Genomic DNA, 23818 nt, shown 5'->3' on the forward strand with positions numbered 1-23818 from the left:
TCATTATGCCAGTCTTTACCCCTTTTTTGCAACTCCGGATCCGGTACCCGATTCATATCTTGTCCCAAAATTGAATGGAAAAAACTTACGACATCACCGGACGTTTGTTCGCATTTATGCGATAATGTACATATGAAAACAACTAGAGGAGGTTGAATATGAATTATATGCATCTAGGTCGTGCCGGTACAGGTAAAACCACAAAGCTGATTGAGCGTGTTGTCGATCAATTGACGGAACAACCGTTAGGCCCGCCCATCTTTTTCATCGTTCCGGATCAAATGTCATTTGAAATGGAACGACGGATTGCGATTGATCCGCGCTTATCCGGTCTTGTGCGAATGGAAGTCATGAGTTTGCGGCGATTTGCGTTCCACATCATCCGTGACCACGGCAATCAAGCGATTCCCTTTTTGGATGAAACCGGTACGCAACTGTTGTTGCGGCAAGTAGTGGAGGAAACGGAAGAAAATTTGAAAATCTTTAAACGGACGAAAAATATGCCCGGTTTTTATAAGGGATTGGATGAATTGATTGCCTCGTTCAAACGGTCGTTGGTGGATCCGGATATGTTACGTCAAATCAGTGAAGTATCGCCTGAACGTTCACCGAAGCTGAATGACTTGGCGTTGATTTATGAACGGTTTACAGAGCGGATTGAAGACAAAGCCCTGCATGCGGATGATTACTTTACAACCCTTATTGAGTTGTTGCCGCAAGCCAATCTGGGACAGGCATGTGTTTATGTTGATGGATTTTATGAATTTTCTTTGCAGGAACAACAAGTGTTGCTTCGTTTGATGGAATTGACGCAAGACATGCATATCAGTTTTACGTTAGACACGGATGATACTCATGCCAAACAATCGGAATTTGGTGTATCGCAACGGTGTTACATGCAATTACTGGAACAGATGAAAGAGCGTCAAATCGACCATGAATCCATTCATTACCAGCAACCCGTAAAATTTAAAAGCAGCGGATTACAGATACTTGAGCAAGCGTTACTGGCACCGGGTTATCCGGCCGTCGATCAGGAAGTGGACGGGGTGACGGTTACGGCAGCGGTCAATCGGCAAGTCGAAACGGAAGCGGCCGTCAGAAAAGTCATTCAGCTTGTCCGGAACGAAGGATACCGTTTCAATGAAGTGGCGTTTCTTGTCCGTCACCTCGAGCCGTATGCCGATCATTTGGAACGTGCTTTCCAGCTGTATGATATTCCTTATTTTTTGGATCAACGGGAACCGATGGTCCATCATCCAATCGTTGAGTTGTTGCATGCCGTCCTCGAAATCATTCTGACGGGTTACCGGGAAGAATCGGTTTTCCGATTACTGAAAACAGAATTGATTCCATTGCCGGCAGATGATTCGCGCTTGGCGCTTGATCGTCTGGAGACGTTTGTCTTGGAGCGGGGGATCAAAGGTTCCATGTGGAAAAAGCCATGGCAACTGAAACGTCGTCTGGCAGACGAAGTCAGTCTGACTGATGAGGAATTAAAAGAAGAGAATGCGTTGAACGAATGGCGTCAGTTTCTCGTCGATGCGATTGAACCGCTCGAAAAACGGTTTAAGGCCTCGCGGACGATGAGTGAATATACACGTGCCTTGTACCGCTTTTTAGAAGAACATCAGTTGACGGACCGGTTGATGATTTGGAAACAGGAAGCGCTCGATGCGAATCAGTTGGGTCATGCCCGTGAACATGATCAAGTGTATGAAGCAGTCCTCCATCTCTTTGAACAATTGGAAGCGGCAGCTCCAGAAACAACCCTTTCGACGGAACTGTTTATCCAAATGGTCGAAACGGGTCTTGAAAGTCTCCGCTTTGCGCTTGTTCCGCCGTCCCTCGATCAGGTGATTGCAACCGACTATGTCCGGGGACGCTTGCAGCAAATAAAAGTCGTCTTTCTGCTTGGAGCGAACGATGGATTGATTCCGTTTGTCGAGGATCAGTCGAAGCTGTTATCAGAGAGTGATCATGACTTTTTACATGATCATGGTGTTCCGGTCGGCAAAGCATCACTTGATGTATTTGATGACGAATTGTTTTACCTGTATCAAGGAGTGACGGCACCAAGTGAAGCGCTCCACATCAGCTACGCGCTCGTTGACGAGGACGGGAAGGCTTTGCAACCCGCCTCAATCGTCAAACAAATCAAACGTCAACTGTTGCAGGATCGTCCTGTCAAAACGTCCTTTGCAGAGGCCGGCGACCATGCACCGGACGATCAACTTCAATTCGTGACGAGTCCGGATCGTGCCGCTGCTGCGACCGCAATCGAATTACGACGATTGCAACGCCGGTATCCAATCCAACAATCATGGTTTGATGTCTACAATACGTTGCTCGAAAATGGTCAGGGGCGGGAACGAATGGCTTTGTTCTCGAGTGCACTGTTTTATCAAAATCAAGCGGAGTCCTTACCGGATGACTTGGCCCGTACGTTGTACGGGGACAACATCAAAGCGAGTGTCTCACGGTTTGAGACGTACAATGCCTGCTCGTATAAACACTTTGCGCGTTACGGATTACGACTGAAAGAACGGAAATTATATAAATTCGAAGCGCCGGATATCGGCAATCTGTTCCACGGTGCGCTCAATGATCTCTCCGTCAACATCAAGTCGTCCGGTCAGCACTGGCGGGATTTGGATGATCAGTCGTGCAGCCGCCTGGCAAAGGAAGCCGTCGAAAAGGTGACGCCGGAAATTCAAAATGCGATTTTGATGAGTTCGAACCGTTTTGGATACATTAAGAAAAAGCTGACGGATGTCGTTGAGCAGACTGCCAAAATGCTAGTCAAACAAGCAGAACGATCGGACTTTGAACCGGATTTATTCGAAATCAGCTTTGGGAATGCGATGTTCCCGCCGCTTCGGTTTGCTTTACCGGACGGAACGGAAATCGAATTCACAGGGCGGATCGACCGGGTCGATCAAGCGACGATTGGTGACCAATTGTATGTCCGGATCGTCGACTATAAATCGAGTGCCAAAGAACTGGACTTTGCTGAAATCTATTACGGTTTAGCGATTCAGATGCTGCTGTATCTCAAGACCGTCGTCGAGCAGTCGGAAGTACTCTTCAACCAGCAAGCAAAGCCGGCAGGAGCACTGTATTTCCACGTCAAGAATCCGATGTTACGCGGCGATTTATCGGCTGACGAAATCGAACGCAGCCGCTTGTTGCTGGAATCGTATCAAATGCAGGGCGTCATCGTCGAAAATGATGAAGTGCTTCGGGCGATGGATCAGATTGCTTACGATGAGCGGAAAAAATCACCACTCGTCAAGGTGACGTTCACGAAAACAGGTCTGCACAAATCCCATACCAAAGGGGTCGTGAAGGAAGACGAATTAAACGCCTTGATGGATCATGCTTGGGATGAACTGAAAACGAGCAGTCAGTCGATGTATGAAGGAGATATTGCGATTGATCCGTTTGATTATCAAGAACGAACCCCTTGTACGTTTTGTGAATATCGTTCGGTCTGTCAATTTGATGAATCCCTCGGAAATGATTACCGGCGACTCAACGCCCTGTCAGAAAAAGAAGTCTTGGAACGGTTGAAGGAGGATACAGAATGAGTGTGCAATGGACAGACGAACAACAACAGGCCATCGATGCCAGAGGCGGACATATTCTGGTCTCGGCAGCAGCCGGTTCGGGAAAAACGGCCGTTTTAGTCGAGCGGCTGACACAACGGCTCATCAATCAAGAGGATCCATTGACAGCCGACCGGATTCTCGTTGCGACATTTACGAATGCGGCGGCCAAAGAAATGAAGACACGTGTCATCGAAGCGATTGAAGAACAGATTGAACGGTCACCGGAAGATGTGTACCTCAAAAAACAACGACAGATGATGAACCGGGCTCAAATTACGACGATTCACTCGTTCTGCTTATCGATTCTGCGGGAAAACTATTACCGGATTGGTCTTGATCCCGCGTTTCGGATTGCGGAAGAAGCAGAATTGTTATTGTTGCAGGACGACGTCCTGGAAGAAGTATTCGAACAGTTTTATGCGGATGCGGATCCTGCCTTTTACGAGCTGATTGACAGCTATACATCAGACCGGGACGATCAGGCAATGCTGAACCTGATTTCGAATCTGTATCGTTTTTCCCGTTCGCTTCCGGACCCGGAAGCCTTTTATGAACATTTGATTGCCCAGTACGATCAACCGGTGGATCCGGATGAATCACATTTGTTGACCCGACTGCTTGAGCTCGAATGGGAGCGGGTTGCACCGGTCGTCAACCGCTACCTGGAATTGTCTCATCGGTTGCGGGCTGCCGGTTACGGCGAAATGGCGGATCTGCTGATTCAAGATGTTACGCCGATTCGGCAAGTCGACCCCCGACGTGATCGTTGGACGACCGTCGCCCTCGCTTTTCAAGCGGTCGAATTCGGACGTTGGAAAAGTGTCCGCGGGGATGATGACATGAAAGTGTTTCAAGCCGAACGGACGCGTCTCGTCGGCGATCTGAAAAAGATGCGGGACTTGTTTGTTCAAAAAGACGGAGTCGATTATTTGGAGGACTTGCGTTCGCAACTCGGACACGTACAAATGATTGTGACATTAGTGCGTCGTTTCTCCGAAGCGTATTTAGAAGAAAAACAACAACGGGGAATCGTTGACTTTTCGGACCTGGAACATTTTGCGTTAGCAATCTTGGAACAGGACGGAGAAACGACGGATGTCGCCCGATTGTTGCAAGAACGTTTTGTTGAAGTGCTGGTCGATGAATATCAAGACACGAATGAAGTGCAGGAGCGAATCTTAAAACTCGTTTCTCAACCGGATGAACAGACGGGAAACCTGTTTATGGTCGGTGACGTCAAACAATCGATCTACAAATTCCGTCATGCGGAACCTGGTTTGTTTCTCAACAAGTTTAAACGGTTCCGCCAAACGGATGTCGGGACACGAATTGATTTAACCAAAAACTTCCGGAGCCGTTTGGAAGTATTGGACGGGACAAATCATATCTTCCGACAGGTGATGGATGAAGCAGTCGGAGAAATTGATTACGATGAGGCCGCTTATTTAAGATTAGGAAATCTCGGGTACATGGAATCCGATCAAGTTGCTCCGGAATTGTTGTTGATTGATCAAGTGGAAGCGAATAAGGAAGAACTCGAAGCACAAGTGATTGCGACACGCATCATCGAGATGGTAAACGATGATCATCCGTATCTAGTGTTTGATGCCAAACAAAAACGGTTCCGAAAGTGCGAGTACCGTGATATCGTCGTTTTGGTCCGGTCGCGCGGTAAACGGGTTCAGGCGCTCGTGGATGTATTCGAACAATACGAGTTGCCTGTCTATGCCGACACGACGGGCGGCTATTTTCAAGCAACTGAAATTCAAATCATGATGGCATTACTGAAGACGATTGATAATCCGTTGCAGGACATTCCGTTAGCGAGTGTCTTACGGTCGCCGATTTTTGGATTGACGGACCGGGATTTAGGCAGAATTCGGGCAAAATCAAAAGAGGCGAGTTTTTACGAAGCGGCGGTCACGGTCGCACAAGAGCAGACACCGCTCGGAATACGGGTGGATGAAGCGCTTCGACAACTTCAAGCATGGCGGACGGAAGCCAGAGGGAAATCACTGGCCGCCTTGATTCGTTCGTTGTTCGATCAGACCGGTTATTACGAATATGTCGGGTGTTTAAACGGCGGTCGGAGTCGACAAGCCAACCTGAATGCCCTCTATGAACGAGCCACACAATATGAAGCTTCCGGATACCGGGGGCTGTATCGATTCCTCCGATTGATTCATCGTCTGGTGGAGCGCGGTGAAGACTTTTCAGAAGCCCGTTCTTTAGGAGAGGATGAGGATGTCGTTCGGATCATGACGATTCATCAATCAAAAGGATTGGAATTTCCGGTGACGATTGTCAGTCAGCTCGGGAAGCAGTTTAATAAGCAGGATCAAATCCAAGCCATCCAATTGCATAAAACATATGGCATCGCATTAGACGCCATTGATCCGGTAAAACGACTTCGCTCGGGAACGCTTTTAAAAGAAGTCATCCGCCGGGAAATGGACCGTGAGATGAAGGCGGAAGAGATGCGTGTGCTGTATGTCGCGATGACACGGGCAAAAGAAAAATTAATCCTGGTTGGTGCCATCAAAGGATTGGAAGAACAACTTGCTAAATGGCAAGATCAGCCGCTTGATGAGTTGCTGTTACCGGAAATCAACCGACGTAATGCAAAAACGTATGCTGATTGGGTTGCTCCTGCCGTTTTACGCCATTTCATGTTGAGTGAAGGCGAACAGCAGTGGTCTTTACGCATCATGGCACCGGAAGAGATTGCCCCGTATCAAGAACTGACGAAAATGATTGATCAACTGGAACATGTCCGGGTGTTGGAAAAAATCGATCATGCTGGAAATGAAGCATTAAAACAGCGGATTGAAGAAGCCTTGACGTATCAATATCCGTATCAAGCCGCAACCGACACGGCAGCCAAACAAACCGTGACAGAATTGAAACGGACCGAACAGCTCGAACGGGCGGCTTTTGAAGCGACGTACCGGCAAGCGACCTATTACCGGACACCACAATTTTTGGGGCCTACTTTGACAGGGGCCGAGCGGGGAACGGTTCTTCATTTGGCGATGCAATTGTATGAAGCGAATCGTCCTCTCGAAGATCAAATTACCGAGTGGGAGCAAGGGGAACGGATTTCTGCTTTAGAAGCCGGTACGATGCGCGAAGCAGAGCCGGAGCTCAAGGCGTTTCTTGATTCCGAAATCGGACAGCTTTTTGAACAGCGCCTTGCGACAGGAGATGTCTACCGGGAATTGCCGTTCACCTATAAAATCGATTCCGTCCGATTCCGTCCGGATTGGTATGGTCCGAGTGATCAAGCCGTCATGCAGGGGATTGTCGATTGTCTGATACGTGACGGAGAGGAGTATATTCTTTTAGATTATAAATCCGATCAAGTCTTTGAAACGGCTGACAGCCAAGACCCACACGAAATGTTACGGGAACGCTATGCGACCCAGTTGAATTTATATCAAGAAGCGTTGGAAGCGATTTTGAAAATCACGATTTCCAAAAAACTGATTTATGCTTTTTCACTTCACGAACTGATTGAAATCGATTAAGAAAGTTTTGTCTAACAAACGTCTAACCAACCTGTTTTGTCACACGTCTTGTGATCAGAACAAATTGGTTAGACGATTTTCGTTTCTAAATATGAAAGAACTGTGTAAAATGAAAAGGTATGTACGTAAACTAGTGGTTCATTACAGGAGGTTTTATAGATGGCACGTATTTTATTAGCAGAAGATGAAGATGTCTTACGAATGTTGGTGCTCGATACATTAGAAGACGAAGGATATACGATTGATGAAGCAACAGACGGAGATGAAGCCTACCAAAAAATCATGAGTGAGCATTACGATCTTGTGTTACTCGACTATATGATGCCTGGTATGACTGGAATCGAAGTCATTGAAAAAGTACGGCAACATCCGGATAAACAACAACTGAAAATCATGATGTTAACAGCCAAAAGTCAACAATCCGACCGGGAACGAGCGGAAGAAATCGGTGCGAATTATTTCTTCTCAAAACCGTTCAGTCCACTTGAATTGATTGATGTCGTAGGAGGAATATTGAGTGATCATCCGGTGGATTAATCGAAAAATCGGACGCCAGCTGATGGCTTCCTTTTATATCGTTTTAACGACGCTGATGATTTCTTCATTGATTGTCTATAATTATACTGACACGAAACTACAGGAGACACGACTCAAGCTTGAAGATATTAGAGATCGCAGTGCCCGTGCCGGTGCACTTTGGGAAGAATGGCAAGACTTGCAGTTCAATATGCGGGGGTATGCTCTGATTGGTGATCAGGAGATCTATCAAAAGATGGTGGATCAACAGGCGACGATTGACGAGCAGACACGTTGGTTTGAGGAAAATGCGATTTATGAGCAAGGAAAAGATTATGCCCGTTCTTCGCGTGAACTGTATGCCTATTATTTTGAGGCAATTTTGCCGTTGATTCAATCCTATGTCGAAGCCAAAGCATCCGGTGAGGTCGATGAATCGTTTTTAGAAGGAACGACATTGACGTCCTTACCGTTGGGGAAAGAATTGCTCGCGAACGGACGAATCAAGCTCGATGCGTCCGGAAACATCGACGTCCTGTCTGAAATCAATAAAAGTGAGTTGGCGCTTGGCGGCTACCGGGACTTCCTTGAGGAGTGGTCGGGAAAGACAAGTCAACAGCTTGAACAAGAAATCCAGACGACTCAACTGATCTGGCTTTCAAATATCATCGTGTTGGTCGGAGTATTGATTTTCTTTGTGTACCCGTTCATTCGGAAAATTACAGCCGAGTTGCTCTCGCTCGTCAAAAACAGCCAGCGTCTGGCGGGAGGGGAAGACATTTCGCGTGTCGAAGTGCCTGACCGAAAAGATGAAATCGGTATTTTAGCGTTATCCTTTAATCAGATGGCGGGTTCGATTTCGGAAAACAAACAGCACATGCTGGCGAAAAATGAAGAACTCCAAGCCCAGCAAGAAGAGTTACAAGCGCAACAAGAGGAACTGCAGGCACAACAGCAGGAACTCGAAGAAGCACTTGAACTGACGATGCGAAATGAACAACACCTCCAATACCGCAATGATTTGACGGAAACACTGGCGGCGCGGGAAGCGTTGACGGCATATCCGGAGATCATTGAGAAGCTGATCACGATCACCGATTCAGAAATCGGTGCCCTTGTGTTCGTGGATGAGGGATCTGCGTATTCAATCGTGACACACGGAATGACGGAAGAACTGTCCGAACAATTATTAGGCAGTGATTTTTCGTTGTTGAAACGAGCTGACTCGCTGAAGAAAGCTGTCCATTCATCGAAACAAGTGGCCAGTAACCATCCGCTGCCGTATCCGTACTATATGTATGAGACGGCAGTGCCGATTCTTGATCCGGCGTCGGAGGAAGTGATTGCGTTTATCTATCTGGTTCGTTACCGGGATCAGTTTACGAACGAACAGATGCGGGATGTCATGTCCTTCTCACGGCAACTGTCGTTATCGCTTCTCCGCATGCGGTTATTTGACGAGATGAACCGGGAAAAAACAAAGACGGAACGGATTTTAGATTCGATTCGGGAAGCGGTCATCTACATCGAACCGGGGAAAGAGGACGTGTTCGTGAATCGTCCGCTGTATGATCTGTTCCCGGAACTCCAATTCGGGACGGCGAAAACAGAGACGCTTCAAGGCTGTCTGGATACGATCCATGCGGTCGTTGATGAACCCGAAGCCTTCTCCCGTTATGTAGAAGCTGTATTGCAGGGCGAAGTTCCAAAAGACAGCCTCCAGTTCTCGATTCGTGAACAAGTCGTTTTCATTCAATTTTATGTGGAGTCGATTGAAATAGAAGGGGTTCGAAAAGGAACGATGCTTGTCTTGCGGGACGTCACGAAAGAAACCGAGATGGATCGTTTGAAATCGGAGTTGGTTTCGACGGTTTCGCATGAATTGCGGACACCGTTATCATCGATTTACGGATTCACGGAATTGATGTTGAACCGGGACATCGATGTATCCCGACAAGACCGTTATTTAAAGACGATTCATTCTGAAACCGAGCGCTTGGCGAATTTGGTGAATGACTTCTTGGATGTCCAACGAATGGAATCCGGAACCCAGTCCTATCAAAAGGGATTGATTGATTTACGCCCGTTATTGGAAGAGACGACGCAATTTTATGCCGCGTCGACAGCGCAACATACGATTACATTTTATGCGCACGACGATGCCTCGTATCCTCTGATTGAAGCGGACGAAGAAAAGATGAAACAATTGATGAACAATCTGTTGAATAATGCGGTGAAATATTCTCCACTCGGCGGAAACATTGAAGTCGCACTCACCGTAGATCATCAATATGTTCAAATTGATGTTCGCGATGAAGGAATCGGGATTCCGAGCAACGCACTTGAGAAACTGTTCGAGAAGTTTTATCGAGTCGATAACTCAGACAGCCGAAAAATTGGCGGAACCGGTCTTGGACTGGCAATCTGTAAAGAAATCGTGGAAGGACACGGGGGGAACATTTCCGTCACGTCGATTGAAAAACGGGGAAGCACGTTTACCGTCAAACTGCCGCACATCGTCACGACATATGAAACAGTTTCTGACATGATCGATATCTCAGGAAAATAATGCTATATCTAGTGTGAAAAATCAGCTACGATATAGTAAGAAATTAAAAAAGGGGGAACTACAATGCCGATTACTGCATTTGTGCACACACACGTCTTATTATGGGTCTTACTGCTCGTTACATTTTTTGTCGCCTTTTCCATGTACAAGAACGGAAAAAGTGCTGCAAAAGGAATTCACATGGCGTTCCGTTTATTGCTGTTGTTGACGTTCGCAACCGGTCTTTATCTTTATATTCAAATCATGGGGGCTTCTGCTAATCCGGATGGTTTGTATCATGCGAAGATCACTGCCGGAATTTTAGTACTGGTACTGGGTGAGTTGACGCTTGTCCGTCTGAAAAAAGGGAAATCCTATTCCGGCTTCCTGCTTGGATTTGCTGCACTGGTCCTCGTGACGATTTTCCTCGGTTATTCTTTACCGTACGGAATGCAGTTCTTCTAAACTGAACAAATCGTCAGCGTGGAGCTGACTCCGACACACGTTTCGTCCAATTAGGGCGAAGCGTGTTTTTTTGTGGTTATAATCTGTTGTTATTTGGGAAAAGGGATATATTACGCAGTTGAGAGGGGAACGCTTGTGGCACAGTTGAAAGAATGGACAAAAGTTTTCCGGGCAAGAAAATGGATGAAACGAGCAGAACCTGTCTTACCTTTATGGCATGGATACATCGGATACAAGTATGGATTGTTTGACGTGTTGGGCTCGGGGGCAACACAAGCGGAAGCACAAATCCGTTTAAAACAACCACTGACGGCAGAAGCTTTGTCACGCTGGTTTGAAGTGGGGCTGGCTGTCGGACACTTGAAAAAGAAAGACCTGCGCTACACCGCAACACGCCATGTTTTACCTGAGTTATCGAAATCGGATGACCGGAGTATTGGCTTCATGTTATCAGAACTGATGGAATTGCATCTTCCGGCACTCTTCTCGTATCCAAAGTTCTTGGAAGATGGTCAACAAAAAACATTTGACGGCGAAGAGCACGGGGATATCGTCGCTGAGACGTCTGCCTTAGTGGAAACCGTCGCTTTTCCCGCCGTCCGACATATCATCCGGAATCAAAATGTGACCTCTTTACTGGATATCGGCTGTGCGTATGGCGGTTACTTACGCAAAATCCATGAAGCCTTGCCGGAACTCCGACTGGCCGGGATCGACATCGAGGAGTCTGTCATTGAAGAAGCAAAACGACGTGATACGACCGGGGAAATCGATTTTGTAGTCGGAGACATCAAGACATTTGAAGTCAAGGAAACCTATGACGGTGTCATGATGAATAACATTCTGTACTACTTCCCGAAAGAAGAACGCCTTCGTCTTCTGGAAGGGGTCCGTCGTTTCGTCAAAGATGCTGGAACCGTCATCTTGGTCACACCACTACGTGACAGTGAATACGGTGCACCGTTCTCCGCTGCCTTTAATGCATTCATGACCTTACATGAAAATCTCTATCCGTTACCAGGTAAGCAGGAATTAACGGAACAACTGCATGCTGCCGGTTTCGAAAATGTCTCGATTTCACCGTTTTTGAAAGAAGGAGCTTGGTATATTGTGACTGCAAACGCCACTTCCTAATGGAAGATTGGCGTTTTTACAGTTTTAACGCAGTTCAAATTTGTGGGGATGAGTATGTGATTAGTATAATAGTTAAAACGAATAGAGATAAAAAGGAGAGATTCGTGTGAAGCAGCGTGTAGCCGTTATTGGAGCAGGACCTGGAGGGCTCGCTTGTGCGATGTTGCTCGCGGGCAGAGGAGTAGACGTAACCGTATACGAAAAACAACCGATTGTGGGTGGGCGAACCTCTCGTGTACAAGTAGGCGAGTATCAATTTGACCGTGGACCTACTTTTTTAAATATGCCGCATATTTTAGAGAATCTATTTACGAGTATCGGATTGAAGATGAGTGATTATTTGGACTTAAAGGCGCTTGATCCGATGTATACGTTATATTTCAACGGTGGCAAAGAACACTTTACGATGACGACGGATCGTGATCGGATGAAACAGACGATCGAACAGCATTTTCCAGGGAACGGTGAAGGGTACGATCGTTTCATGGCAGAACAGGCGTTGAAACTCGGAAAATTGATGCCGATTTTGCAAACGAAACATGATAAGTTGACAGACTATCTGTCACCACGTGTCATTACCGCGCTTCCACGACTATCTCTGGGACGATCGTTGTACGATGTCTTGTCAGACTATTTCACAAGCGAAGAACTCAAATATGCCTTTACGTTTCAGGCGAAATATTTAGGCATGTCAGCATGGGAATGCCCGGGTGGATTTTCGATTTTGTCTTACATGGAACATGCCTATGGGGTCCATCACCCGATCGGCGGAATGAACCGCATTCCAGAAGCGATGAAACAGGCGATCGAAGAGCTCGGCGGGACTGTTCATCTGGAGACGGGAATCAGCGAATTGATCTTGGATGGAAAAGCAGCGGCCGGAGTCATTTTAGAGTCCGGAGAACACGTCCTATATGACGATGTTGTGGTCGGTGCCGATTTTGCCCATGCGATGAATCATCTTGTTCCGGAAGGTGTTCTGAAAAAATGGTCACGTCCGAAGATTGACCGTAAAAAATTCTCTTGTTCAACGTTCATGCTGTACTTAGGCGTCAATAAAACCTTTGATGCACCGCATCATACGATTTATTTTGCTGACGATTACGAGAAAAATGTGCGTGAGATGACGCAGACGCTCGAGTTATCGGAAGATTTTTCGTTTTATGTTCAAAATCCATCGGTGATCGATACGACACTTGCACCGGAAGGGAAATCCGCCTTGTATGTGTTGGTACCGGTCCCGAATAATTATTCTGAACTTGACTGGGCCATCGAAGGACCTAAATTACGTCGCCGTGTCCTCGATGCGCTCGAAGACCGTTCCCCGTACAAAGGTGTCGAAGCCGCAATCGAAGTTGAAGAAATGTTCACACCGGATGACTGGGAAGCAATGGGCGTACACCAAGGGGCAACCTTTAACCTGGGTCATCAATTGACACAGATGATGTATTTCAGACCACATAACCGTTTTGAAGAATTGGATCATGTCTATTTAGTAGGCGGGGGAACGCATCCCGGAAGCGGACTGCCGACGATTTTTGAGTCGGCCCGGATTACAGCCGACTTATTGACAAGTGAAGTAGGTGCTTTGAAATGAAGATTGGATTCGTTGGAGCAGGTGTCGGTACGTTACATGCCGCATTATTATTAACAAAACGTTATCCGGAAGTTGAAATCACGATTTTTGAGAAGGAAGCACGTGCTGGCGGCAGACTGACATCCGTTGATTTTCAGTCCGGCGGCCGGATCGATCAAGGTCCGACGATTGTATTGATGCCTGGGAAGCTACAGGAACAATTAAAAGAAGCGGGTCTCGAAGGGGTTGAACTGGAGCGGATTGATCCGTTGTATGATCTTCATTTCGACGACGGGACAGTCGTCACGAAACAAGCCGATGTCGTCGCTCAAGCAGTAGCGATTGAGCGCCAGTTTGGTGAAGGTCGTGGTTTTCAAGAATTTATGAATCAAAAAGCAAAGGATTATGACGTCAGCGTATCGAAATTTTTAGAGCGGAGTTATTTCCGCAAAACGGAATTGTTGCAACCGAGTATGTTAGCGCCACTTGTGAAAATGCATGCACTTGAGACGGCGCACGATCATTTGAAGCGTTATTTCAAAAGTAAGTATTTACGGATGGCTTACAGTTTTCCGACGTTTTACATCGGCGGAAATCCGTATACGACTCCTTCGATTTATGGATTGATTCCTTACCGCGAACAGGAGGAAGGTGTCTGGTATGTCAAAGGCGGTTACTTCTCCTTGGCGGAGCGGATGTATGAGGAACTGGTTCGACGGGGTGTGCGGTTCGAGTTTAACCAACCGGTCGAACGTGTAATGATTAGAGAAGGCCAAGCTAAAGGAGTGCTTGTCAACGGACAGGAACATCTGTATGACAGCGTCGTGTTGAATGGTGAGTTCCCGCTGATGGAATATTTGGTGGAAGGCAAGCAACCTAAACAATATGTCCCATCCGGCGGTACACTGTTATTGTACTTTAAGATAAAGGGAAAAGTGGATCTACCAGTGCATCGTTTCCTCATGCCAAGTGATCTTCAACCTTTGATGACATCAATCTTTAAAAAAGATGAGTTACCGGTGAACCCGGCGGTGTATCTGTTTAATCCGAGCAAGGTGGATGATACATTAACGGAAGCGGATGACAGTGTCGTTTACGCCCTGGTTCCATCACCACGCGGTTTTGACCGGGACCGGTACGAGGCGCATGGATTCATCGACCGGATTTTGGCCAAAATCGAGCAACATGTGCCCGGGTTCGAACAGCAGGTCATGGAAATGCAGATTCGAACACCTCAAGATGCACAAGAATTTGGATTATATGAGGGCGGAAGTTTTGGAATCGCACCAACGATTCGCCAATCTGCTGCCTTAAAGACACAAGCAAAACCATACGCTGATATTGAACGGTTATATGCAGTCGGCGCATCTGTCCATCCATGTGGAGGCGTTCCGATCGTCATGATGGGAGCGACATTACTTGTCAATCGAATGGAACAAGAGATGAGGTGGAAAAGTGGATACAGTGACGAACGCGTACGTAGTATGTGAACAAACGATTCAAAGCGGATCTAAAACATTTTATAAGGCCTTTTCCTTATTACCGAAGCAAGACCGGATGGCAGTGTATGCCATTTACACATTTTGTCGGTTCCTTGACGATACGGTAGATGAATCCGCCACACCAAAAGAAAGTTTAGCAGAATTTTTAGAAGAATTTCGTTTGTTCCGATCCGGTCAGTCAATTGAAAAACCGTTATGGATTGCTCTTTCAGATGTTTTTTCTCGATATGAAATGGATGAGACACCTTTTTTAGAGTTGGCAGAGGGCATGCGTTGGGACATTGAGAAAAATCGTTACCAGTCTTTAGAGGAAACGGAAAAGTACAGCTATTATGTCGCGAGTACGGTCGGTTTGATGTTACTGCCGATCCTTGCCCCCAACCAACCCGACTTACGTGAATCCGCGATTCAACTCGGCATTGCAATGCAACTGACGAACATTCTGCGTGATGTCGGGGAAGATGCAAAACGAGGACGCGTCTACTTGCCGAAGAACTGGATGGATGAGTACGGCGTAACGACCGAATCGTTATTAGCCGGCACACCGTCGGGCGATTTTGCCGGATTGTGGGAAGCATTGGCTTTAAGAGCCGAGCATCTGTACGATGCAGCAACGCCTTCGTTCGATCGATATCCGAAAGAGAGTCGTCGGGCATTGAAAGTAGCGGCCTTACTGTACCGTGGTATCCTGGATGCGGCACGCGATAATCAGTATGATGTCTTTACGAAACGTGCTTACGTCAGCCGGTGGCAAAAGATGAAGTTACTGGCTACGATCTGATTGCGATGTTGAAACTCCATAAAAAAAAGACCTTGGCGGGGACCAAGGTCTTTTTTTATGGAGTTTAGACCGGGGAGTCTAAACTTGATCTGTGTATGTGATTGGATACCGTATTCCAAACAAGACGGGTCTTGATCCACGGGGATGGATCGATTCGTAATTGAGCCGTCTGTAAACCAGTCGGGATGAGACGATCTAAGGGGGAACGTCGTAATTCATGCCGAAAGGGTTACGTTGGCAGTACCTCGAACAAGTGGGTCTTGCACGAACAATCACACGACAACAGATTGGTTAAGTTCCTAAACGCGTTTGACTCGGGGAAGTCACCATGCGCTTGATTGAGGATGTGGGGTCAATCACTACCTCTTGAACTCGAAGTAATCGTATCAAATCTAAGTTGTCCGTACAAGTAATTGATATGCAATTCACATAACGTTCACAGGGTGGAAGCAACCGCCGATACGATTCGTTCACTTGCCAGTTTTCCTGAAAGCGTCACCATTGGACTGCCACCACCGGGATGCGTTGATCCGCCGGCAAAAAACAAATTGTGAACATTCTTTGAACGGTTACTAGGACGCATGAATGCTCCGCGTGTACCGTTTGAAGAAAGACCGTATAACGAACCGTGATACGCCGAAAATTTTTGTTCGATATCCTGTGGTGTGATGCGTTGTTCGAAGACAACATCCTCCGTCACATCAATGCCGAACGTTTGCAAACGCCGGTTGATGATCTCGTCATACGTATCAAAATCAATGACAGATCCTTCGTGAGTCGCCGGAGCATTCACCAAAACAAATAAATTATCTCCAGCGAGCCCCATGTCCGGTGCTGTCACAGAAGAATTGGAAATATAAATGGTCGGTTCCTCCGCATAACGGTGTTGGGTAAACAATGCCTCGAACTCTGCTTCATAGTCGGATGAGAAGAACACGTTGTGGTGAGCGAGTCCCTCAATCCGACGGGAAAGTCCAATGCAACGGACGTAAGCTGAAATGGAAGGCTCCATCTGGGACGGTGTCGGATTTTTGAAGTCAGGTCGAATCGTCTCTGAGATCAGCCGTGGGTATTGAGTCAATAAATCGCCGTTTAAAACGATGAAATCGACGGACAGGTAATCGACATGATTCAATTCGATTTCCGTTGCCAGATGATTCGTGACTTCGATTTGTGTCACTTCTTCACCCAAACGGAAAACGACCCCCAATTCTTGAGCACGGCGGGCAAATCCTTCGGCGATCGCCGTATTTCCTCCACGCGTAAAATAGACACCGTCATTCAACTCGAGATGGGCGATGAGCCCAAATGTGGCAGGGGCCTGAAAAGGACTGCTTCCGATGTATGTGGCGTAACGATCCAATGCTTGAATCAATTGCGGATCCTTGAAGTATTTTTTGTGCAGTGCGTGTAATGATGTCAACGGGTGGACTTTTGCCATGTCACGCAACAACGAGAAGTTGAAGTAGGAGTCAATGTTGATAAAAAATTGCTGTTTAGCAATTTGGAACAAATGAGCGACTTCTTCCTGGTAACCTGTAATATCGTTTTTTGCCAACTGTCCATCGGTGAAGCGGTCGACTTCCGTTCGCATCGCTTCGCGACCGCTGGCAAATGTCAGCGAACGGCCATCCGGAAAATGGTTGACGGTGTGACGTGCTAATTTTTCAAAAGTAAAGTAATCATCTGGATTTGCACCAGATTCTAAGATGACGGATTGAAAGATTTCAGGCATTGTGATGGTATTTGGACCAAAATCAAAGCGGTGTCCGTCTGCAATGATTGGCATCATCTTTCCACCAATGTGTTCATTCCGTTCAATAACAGTAACTTTAAAACCTTTTGAAGCAAGGGAGATGGCAGCACTTAATCCACCTAGCCCGGCACCGATGACTGCAATATGTTTCATACCAAAAACGCCTCCTTAAGAATATGTCCGACCTTTCCAACTGATTTCCCTCTTCTTGAGTCTTCGAATCATCGCCGTTGCGAGAAGTGCGACATAGAGGATCGTCGCGACCGGATGCCAAAACCAAGCATGGGAAATCCGGGCATTCCGATCAATCCTGTACCGGGCCAACATAAGCAGGCAAAATGCCCCGATTGTCCACACCGATGGGAAAAGTAACATCAGCGGCAGGACACAAGCTTGCACCAAATAAAAGAGAAGAAAGTAACTGCCGATCAAGTAGGAATCATTCATGCCACGAAAGACATTTTTCAAGAAACCTTGCCAGACATCACGATTGGTCGCATACATGTCACAGCTGACATAAGGCGCCACATGGACGAGGGTCGTCGTGAATCCATGTTGTTTAAAGGTCCGACAGAGTTCCAAATCATCGACGAGCGCCATTTGAATCGCCTGGTGACCACCGACTTGCTCGTATGCCTGACGCTCAACAAGAACAACCATCCCGTTCGCCGCGGCAAACGCAGGATGTTTGACTTTCCGAAAGGCAATCGGTAGATGCTGGGCAATTAACACATGTTGCATCGGAATCAGGCATTTGCCTAAAAACGTCGGGACGGGAAACGACGGGAAGCCGGATAAAAAGACAGCCCGTTCCTGTAGCATCGTCGCGTACAGACGGGGAATCGTATCTGCTGTCAAGGTGATGTCAGCGTCTAAAAATAACAAGTACTCCTCTTTTGATGCTAAAGCAAGCTGATGGCAGGCGTGGACTTTTCCAGCCCAACCGGTCGGCAGATCGATTCCGTCAATCATCGTAAACCGGTCATCGTTTCCAATCTGTTCGATCAGTAAATCGCGTGTCTTATCTGTTGAACGATCTTCATATAAGTAAACCTGTACGTTGGGGTGAAGTGCTTGTTTAAGGGACGTCATTAATTTGACGACGTTCCGCTCTTCGTTTCGAAGCGGAATGCACACCGCAAGACTCTGCGGTGCAACGGGCTTCGACAGTTTTGGTAAAAAAGCCAGATTGAGGAACGTGTAAAGACAGACGAAAGTAGAAAAGATGAACATCACAATAATCATTTTCGGATCGCCTGTAACCACTGTTCGGTCTTGACCGGCAACGGTTCCTTTCGTTCAGTCAACAGTTGATACGCTGACGTCCGTTCCTGAATGGCATCGGAGCGGACATCGTCATAGAGTGCAGTCATCGCCTCCGTTAAGTATTGCATCTGCACTGAGGACCGGTCGTCGGGCAATTGAATCTTTCGCGTTCGGATGTAGACGTCCGGTTGTTGCTCGTGACCAAACGAATAATAAAACGAAAACAACGAAATCGACGGAGCCGTTTTTGCTAAATGGGTGGCGCCGCTGCTTAACTGGAGCGGACGTTCTTCTTGATGCCGTTCTTCGCCTTGCGGAAACATCCAGACGCTGCTGCCGTTTGCCAGTTGATCCTTCGCATATTGTAGACTCTGCTTGATTTCCTTATACGAGCTGCGATCAATCGAAAATCCACCGAGCCGGGTGAAAAACGGGAAACGGGCCAATCCTTGTTGATCAATCATGACGTAAGGATCATGACGCAGCATCGTCTGGTCGAGATGGAATAAAATCATGCCGTCCCACCAAGAACCATGCGTTGCGAGCATCAAACCGGGGGTCGGTAAATCATCCGCCCGATACAAAATACGATGAAATTGTTTTCGGATCAACCGCTCTTTGACGTAAAGGTGAAAGGCTTGTTCAGCTAATTTGTTTTTGTTTGCCTTTTGCAAGCGGAACACCTCCTTGTGTGAGCCAATACGTGACACCCGCCAGAAGACTGATCAGCGTGACGCCATAAAGTCCTGCGACACCTGCCGTCAGACCGAACAACGCATGGAGCATCAAAAATAGGTACTGATTGTTTCGTTCAAGTGCTGTAATCGTGACCTGTTGTTCGAACCGAGCAATCAAGAGGGAGAAGAAAAGTGCCGTTCCGTACCAACCGAAAAAGTTTTGGGTCGGAATGTCATAATACAACCCGCCATCTTGCCAAATCCAATACGATTTAACGTTTGCGGCAACAGGATCGATTGCTAAATCCAACCAAACGGCAAACAGCGGAACCAAGATCACCGTATTGTAGCGAAACGGAAACCGGCGTGAGAAGGCAAGACTGGCACCCATGACGGATAACCAGGCGGCACCGATCGTGATGGGTACACCAAGTAATTGAACACCGAAGTCCGCTTCATACGCATATGTACCGAATGGCCAACCGGTATGCACCCCGATCGATTCGATTGCGATGGAGCCAAAAAAGATGACGGGAATGATGAAACGGCCTTTTGGAACGACATCCCAAAAATAAAGCGCGGCGTATAGACCGGAGGCAAATAAAAAGACCGCATTGGCCCACTCGAGCCAAGGTGGAAGGATCGAAAAGCCGACTAGAATCAAACCGATGACAAACCAAATCGTAAAAAATAACCAGAGACGCTTTTGAAAAACATTCATCATGTGTGTACCTCCATGTCCATATATTCTGATACAAGTATACCTGTACAAAAGGGAAACGAGCCAGAAATGAGATGTGATTCCAACAGACGGCAAAAAAATACCCCATAGAAATTGGATTTTTATGTCCAATCTCTATGGGGCAGTTCAGGAAGTCGTCTGTTTTTAACTGGTTTGATGATTTTTTTGTTTTTTCTTCTTGATGAAAGAAAACAGCAGGAATGCAACGTAGAGAGGAACGGCGACGAACCAAAACGTCGACCACTCATTGCTTCGCGCAATCATGACATAAGTAACATACAGCAACGTAAAGGTAATGACAAACGTATGTCGTGGAACCGGAATGTCTTTGAAACTTGGAATCTTCACACGACTGACCATCAGGAATGCGAGTGCGGTAAACACAAGCGGCACCATCAAGTCATTCATCCGTCCACTGAACAGCGTCACGACGGCTAAAATGCCTCCCGCTGCCGTGATCGGGACACCGGAAAAATAAGCAGAGGCCACATTCGTTGCTGAGAGGTTAAAGCGTGCTAAGCGAAATGCTCCAAACAAAGGAAATAACGCGGCAATCAATAAACCAATCTCTCCAAAATCATAAAAATAAGTGTAATAAGCCATCATAGCGGGGGCGACACCAAACGTCACGACATCGGCAAGCGAGTCCAGTTCTTTTCCGAAATCACCTGCGACGCCGAGCATACGGGCGATACGACCGTCCAGACTATCGAGCATCATCGCGATGACAATCAATAATGTCGCATTTTGAAAATCGCCTCGAGCAGCCATGACAATGGCAAGAAAACCACAGTATAAATTTCCGAACGTAAAGAGGTTCGGAATCGAGTTACGTACACGTTCTTTCCACAAAATGATTCCTCCTGCCACATCTTCGATACTAACCATCATATCATAAATTTCCAGTACGTATCAGCGGTTCGTGAAGAGAATCCCGTTCGTGAATGTTAAAAAATCATCAGGAGCCAGTTTGATTTGAAAGCCGCGTTTACCTGCAGAAATGATCATGAATGGTTGACCGGTCACTTGATCCGATAGGAGAACAGGAAATTTTTTTTTCGCACCAATCGGGGCGACACCTCCTCGGATGTACCCCGTTAGCTTTTTTAAATCGTTCATTGGCACCAGTTGGACTTTCTTAGTGGAAAGCGCCAGTGCGGCCGCCTTCAAATTTAATTCTTCTTCTCCGGATATGACAGCAAATACGTGCTGTTTTTGATCAGTTTCTAAAACAAGGGTTTTAAAAATGCTGGAAAGGGGGTAATTAATCTTTCTAGCCACATTTTGAGCGGATAAATCCTGTTCATCCACAGGATACGAAAGCAGATCGAATGCAATATCAGACTGCTTCAGAAGTCTTGCGACGTTCGTTTGGCTCATGTTGTTCTCCTTTAACGACAGCGTATTGTGCCCATTTGCGGCTGTTCCAGCGTTTTAAGGCAAAGAGTCCACGGAACCATTCGTCAGCAGAGAAGGCAATCCAGATTCCGAGTAAGCCCAGTCCGAACTGAAGTCCGAGTGTATAACTGAGGACAACTGCAATTCCCCACATGGAGAGAATGCCGATCGCTACTGGGAAGCGGACATCACCAGCTGATTTTAACGTACCCATGAGCACGATATTCATCGCACGACCCGGTTCAAGAATGACGCTTGCCCAAAGCAATGGAATACCGATGGCGATGATCTCAGGGCTTGATGTGAAGAGTGACATAATCGACGTTCCGAATGAAGCGAGAGCGACGGCCGAGACAAAACTTGCAAAAACAGCGATTTTTAATGTTTTTAACGCACGTTTGTGAGCAGCTTTGAATTGTTGCGCCCCTACTTGACGGGCGACAAGCAATTGAGTTCCTTGGGCAATGGCCAAAGTAAATAAGAAACAAAGCATCGTGATGTTCGAGACATAGACACGTGCCGATAAAGCAGCTTCTCCGATAGTCGCAATGAATCCCGTGATGATCAGTTGGGAAAATTGATACGATACCCCTTCACCAGCGGATGGGATACCGATGTTCATGATACTTTTGATATCACGACGATTAATCTGAATCAAATCTTTTAGTTTAAACCGTAAAGACAGTTTCCGGTAGACAACGAAAAACAGGAGAACAACGGCGACGGTCCGAGCAACGACGATGGACCAGGCGACACCAGCGACACCGAGGACCGGGATTCCAAATAATCCGAGAACGGCGATTACATTTCCAAATGCGCTGACGAAGTTCATTAAAAGTGTGACGTACATAGCATTTTTCGTAAAACCATGGCTTCTTAAGATAGCTCCAAGCGTAAGCGAGATCGCTTCTAAAAATAAGAAGAGACCAACAATCTTTAAGAAGGTTTCGCCATACATGAGTGTTTTTCCTTCTAATGAGAAAAAGCCAAGTAATTGTGTGCCGAACAAAGCGACAAGAACAGAAATGATTAACCCGATGTATAAGTTAATTGAAAAAGCAGAGCGTGCGGTTTGTCGTGCGTCCTGAACGCGTTTTGCTCCGAGATACTGACCAATGATGATCGTTGCACCAACAGAAGTAATGTTAAATAGAATAATGAAAATGTTGAGCACCTGATTCGACACACCAACGGCAGCGGCTGCGCTGTCCGAGTAGTAACTGAGGATCAACGTAGCGATAATCCCTAGACTCATATGGAGTGCGATTTCAATAAATAGTGGCCAAGTAATTTGGAATAATGATTGTTGTTTAACAGTTTTCATAAATTAAATTCCCCTTTAAGTCCTTAAAACGTTTTGTCTTTCTGTATCTTTTGGAAACTATACGCCTTCAATTTTCATAATGAAAGAGCAAAAGGTACGCTTTCATGAAAAAAAGGTCATTTAAAAGGATTTTCATAAAACATCACGAATACATCATAATGAATGAATGTTCATTTTTGAAAGGGAGGGGAATAGGATGAAACGCGAAGTCGATTATCAGGTAAAAGAGCAGGTTGCAACGATTACCTTGTCACGCCCAGAACGATTAAATGCACTCACATCCACACTGTTAACCGAATTAGTGGAAGCAGTGGAAGAAGCAAATCAAGATGAGGCGGTTCGGGTCATTGTGTTGACCGGAGAAGGACGTGGTTTTTGTGCGGGTCAAGATTTGAAAACCGTTCAACCCGGTATGGATCATGGGGAGTATTTAAAGCAATACTATCATCCGGTTATCCGAGCAATTGCGACAACGAACAAACCGACTGTTGCCGCAATCAACGGTGTCGCCGCGGGGGCGGGGTTATCTTTGACGTTGGCGTGTGATTTTCGGATTGTCCGGGCAGATGCCAAACTATCGTTGGGATTCATCAACATCGGTTTAGTACCCGATGCAGGGGCACCATATTTCCTGCCGAGATTGATTGGTTCTGCCAAAGCACTGGAACTGGCGTTATTAGGGGATACAATTACGGCAGAGCAAGCGCTTGACTATCATTTAGTGACAAAAGTCGTTGAAGCTGAATCGTTTGAGCAGGAAGTGTCTGCATTTGCGGAACTCCTGTCACAACGTCCGACCAAAGTCATCGGATACATTAAACAATTACAGGCTGCGAGTTCCGAGTCGACGTTGGACGATATGCTGGCACAGGAAATCATCTATCAATCACGTGCCGGAAAAACCGAGGATCATCAGCAAGCCGTTCAAGCCTTTATCGAGAAAAAAGCCCCCGTTTTCGTCGGGAGATAATGTAACGTCTTAGAGGCATATGTAT

General features: G+C 46.6%; 17 protein-coding genes. 10 read left to right on the forward strand and 7 right to left on the reverse strand.

Annotation, left to right across the window (positions count from 1 at the left end; genetic code table 11):
• Positions 1-158: 158 nt before the first annotated feature.
• From addB to KNP87_RS05370, 9 genes are all read left to right on the forward strand, one after another.
• On the forward strand, positions 159-3590 hold the full coding sequence (addB, locus tag KNP87_RS05330) for a helicase-exonuclease AddAB subunit AddB (RefSeq protein ID WP_214721061.1): 3432 nt from the start codon (positions 159-161) through the stop codon (positions 3588-3590).
• Positions 3587-7138 carry a helicase-exonuclease AddAB subunit AddA gene (gene addA, locus KNP87_RS05335; protein ID WP_214721062.1) on the forward strand — a complete coding sequence of 1184 codons (3552 nt, stop codon included), beginning with the start codon at positions 3587-3589 and terminating at the stop codon, positions 7136-7138. The genes addB and addA overlap by 4 nt, the downstream gene beginning before the upstream one ends.
• Before the next feature lie 159 nt (positions 7139-7297).
• Positions 7298-7675 (forward strand): response regulator, encoded by a 378-nt coding sequence (locus tag KNP87_RS05340; protein ID WP_119922436.1) that lies wholly within the window; start codon positions 7298-7300, stop codon positions 7673-7675.
• A complete protein-coding gene (locus tag KNP87_RS05345) occupies positions 7656-10223 on the forward strand; it encodes an ATP-binding protein (RefSeq protein WP_214721063.1) in 2568 nt (855 codons plus the stop codon). Before KNP87_RS05340 ends, KNP87_RS05345 begins: the two co-directional genes overlap by 20 nt.
• Before the next feature lie 63 nt (positions 10224-10286).
• Positions 10287-10667, forward strand: a complete 381-nt coding sequence (locus KNP87_RS05350) for a DUF1516 family protein (RefSeq protein ID WP_119922438.1) — start codon at positions 10287-10289, stop codon at positions 10665-10667.
• 135 nt (positions 10668-10802) lie between these two features.
• Complete coding sequence (locus KNP87_RS05355; protein WP_026833713.1) at positions 10803-11801, forward strand: class I SAM-dependent methyltransferase; 999 nt, start codon at positions 10803-10805, stop codon at positions 11799-11801.
• A gap of 106 nt (positions 11802-11907) precedes the next feature.
• Positions 11908-13398, forward strand: a complete 1491-nt coding sequence (locus KNP87_RS05360; RefSeq protein WP_214721064.1) for a phytoene desaturase family protein — start codon at positions 11908-11910, stop codon at positions 13396-13398.
• Positions 13395-14867 carry a phytoene desaturase family protein gene (locus KNP87_RS05365; RefSeq protein ID WP_214721065.1) on the forward strand — a complete coding sequence of 491 codons (1473 nt, stop codon included), beginning with the start codon at positions 13395-13397 and terminating at the stop codon, positions 14865-14867. Before KNP87_RS05360 ends, KNP87_RS05365 begins: the two co-directional genes overlap by 4 nt.
• Positions 14833-15660, forward strand: a complete 828-nt coding sequence (locus KNP87_RS05370; protein ID WP_026833710.1) for a phytoene/squalene synthase family protein — start codon at positions 14833-14835, stop codon at positions 15658-15660. The genes KNP87_RS05365 and KNP87_RS05370 overlap by 35 nt, the downstream gene beginning before the upstream one ends.
• A 436-nt stretch (positions 15661-16096) precedes the next feature.
• Here KNP87_RS05370 and KNP87_RS05375 read toward each other — a convergent pair whose 3' ends face one another.
• From KNP87_RS05375 to KNP87_RS05405, 7 genes are all read right to left on the reverse strand, one after another.
• Positions 16097-17569, reverse strand: coding sequence for a phytoene desaturase family protein (locus KNP87_RS05375; RefSeq protein ID WP_214721066.1), 1473 nt, complete (start codon positions 17567-17569; stop codon positions 16097-16099).
• A gap of 15 nt (positions 17570-17584) precedes the next feature.
• A complete protein-coding gene (locus tag KNP87_RS05380) occupies positions 17585-18661 on the reverse strand; it encodes a glycosyltransferase family 2 protein (protein ID WP_214721067.1) in 1077 nt (358 codons plus the stop codon).
• The gene (locus KNP87_RS05385) at positions 18658-19356 is read right to left on the reverse strand and encodes a lysophospholipid acyltransferase family protein (protein WP_026833707.1); all 699 of its coding nucleotides are present in this window, start codon (positions 19354-19356) and stop codon (positions 18658-18660) included. Before KNP87_RS05385 ends, KNP87_RS05380 begins: the two co-directional genes overlap by 4 nt.
• The gene (locus KNP87_RS05390; protein WP_026833706.1) at positions 19325-20083 is read right to left on the reverse strand and encodes a carotenoid biosynthesis protein; all 759 of its coding nucleotides are present in this window, start codon (positions 20081-20083) and stop codon (positions 19325-19327) included. The genes KNP87_RS05385 and KNP87_RS05390 overlap by 32 nt, the downstream gene beginning before the upstream one ends.
• A 162-nt stretch (positions 20084-20245) precedes the next feature.
• Positions 20246-20992 carry a CDP-diacylglycerol--serine O-phosphatidyltransferase gene (gene pssA / locus KNP87_RS05395; protein WP_174544503.1) on the reverse strand — a complete coding sequence of 249 codons (747 nt, stop codon included), beginning with the start codon at positions 20990-20992 and terminating at the stop codon, positions 20246-20248.
• 21 nt (positions 20993-21013) lie between these two features.
• Positions 21014-21481 (reverse strand): Cys-tRNA(Pro) deacylase, encoded by a 468-nt coding sequence (gene ybaK / locus KNP87_RS05400; RefSeq protein ID WP_026833704.1) that lies wholly within the window; start codon positions 21479-21481, stop codon positions 21014-21016.
• On the reverse strand, positions 21441-22823 hold the full coding sequence (locus KNP87_RS05405) for an MATE family efflux transporter (RefSeq protein WP_214721068.1): 1383 nt from the start codon (positions 22821-22823) through the stop codon (positions 21441-21443). Before KNP87_RS05405 ends, ybaK begins: the two co-directional genes overlap by 41 nt.
• A gap of 196 nt (positions 22824-23019) precedes the next feature.
• Between KNP87_RS05405 and KNP87_RS05410 the strand changes: the two genes are divergently transcribed.
• Positions 23020-23793 (forward strand): enoyl-CoA hydratase/isomerase family protein, encoded by a 774-nt coding sequence (locus KNP87_RS05410; RefSeq protein ID WP_028106839.1) that lies wholly within the window; start codon positions 23020-23022, stop codon positions 23791-23793.
• The last annotated feature ends 25 nt before the right edge of the window (positions 23794-23818 follow it).

It is taken from the genome of Exiguobacterium sp. s192, from assembly GCF_018618795.1.
Taxonomy (GTDB): Bacteria; Bacillota; Bacilli; order Exiguobacteriales; family Exiguobacteriaceae; genus Exiguobacterium_A; species Exiguobacterium_A undae.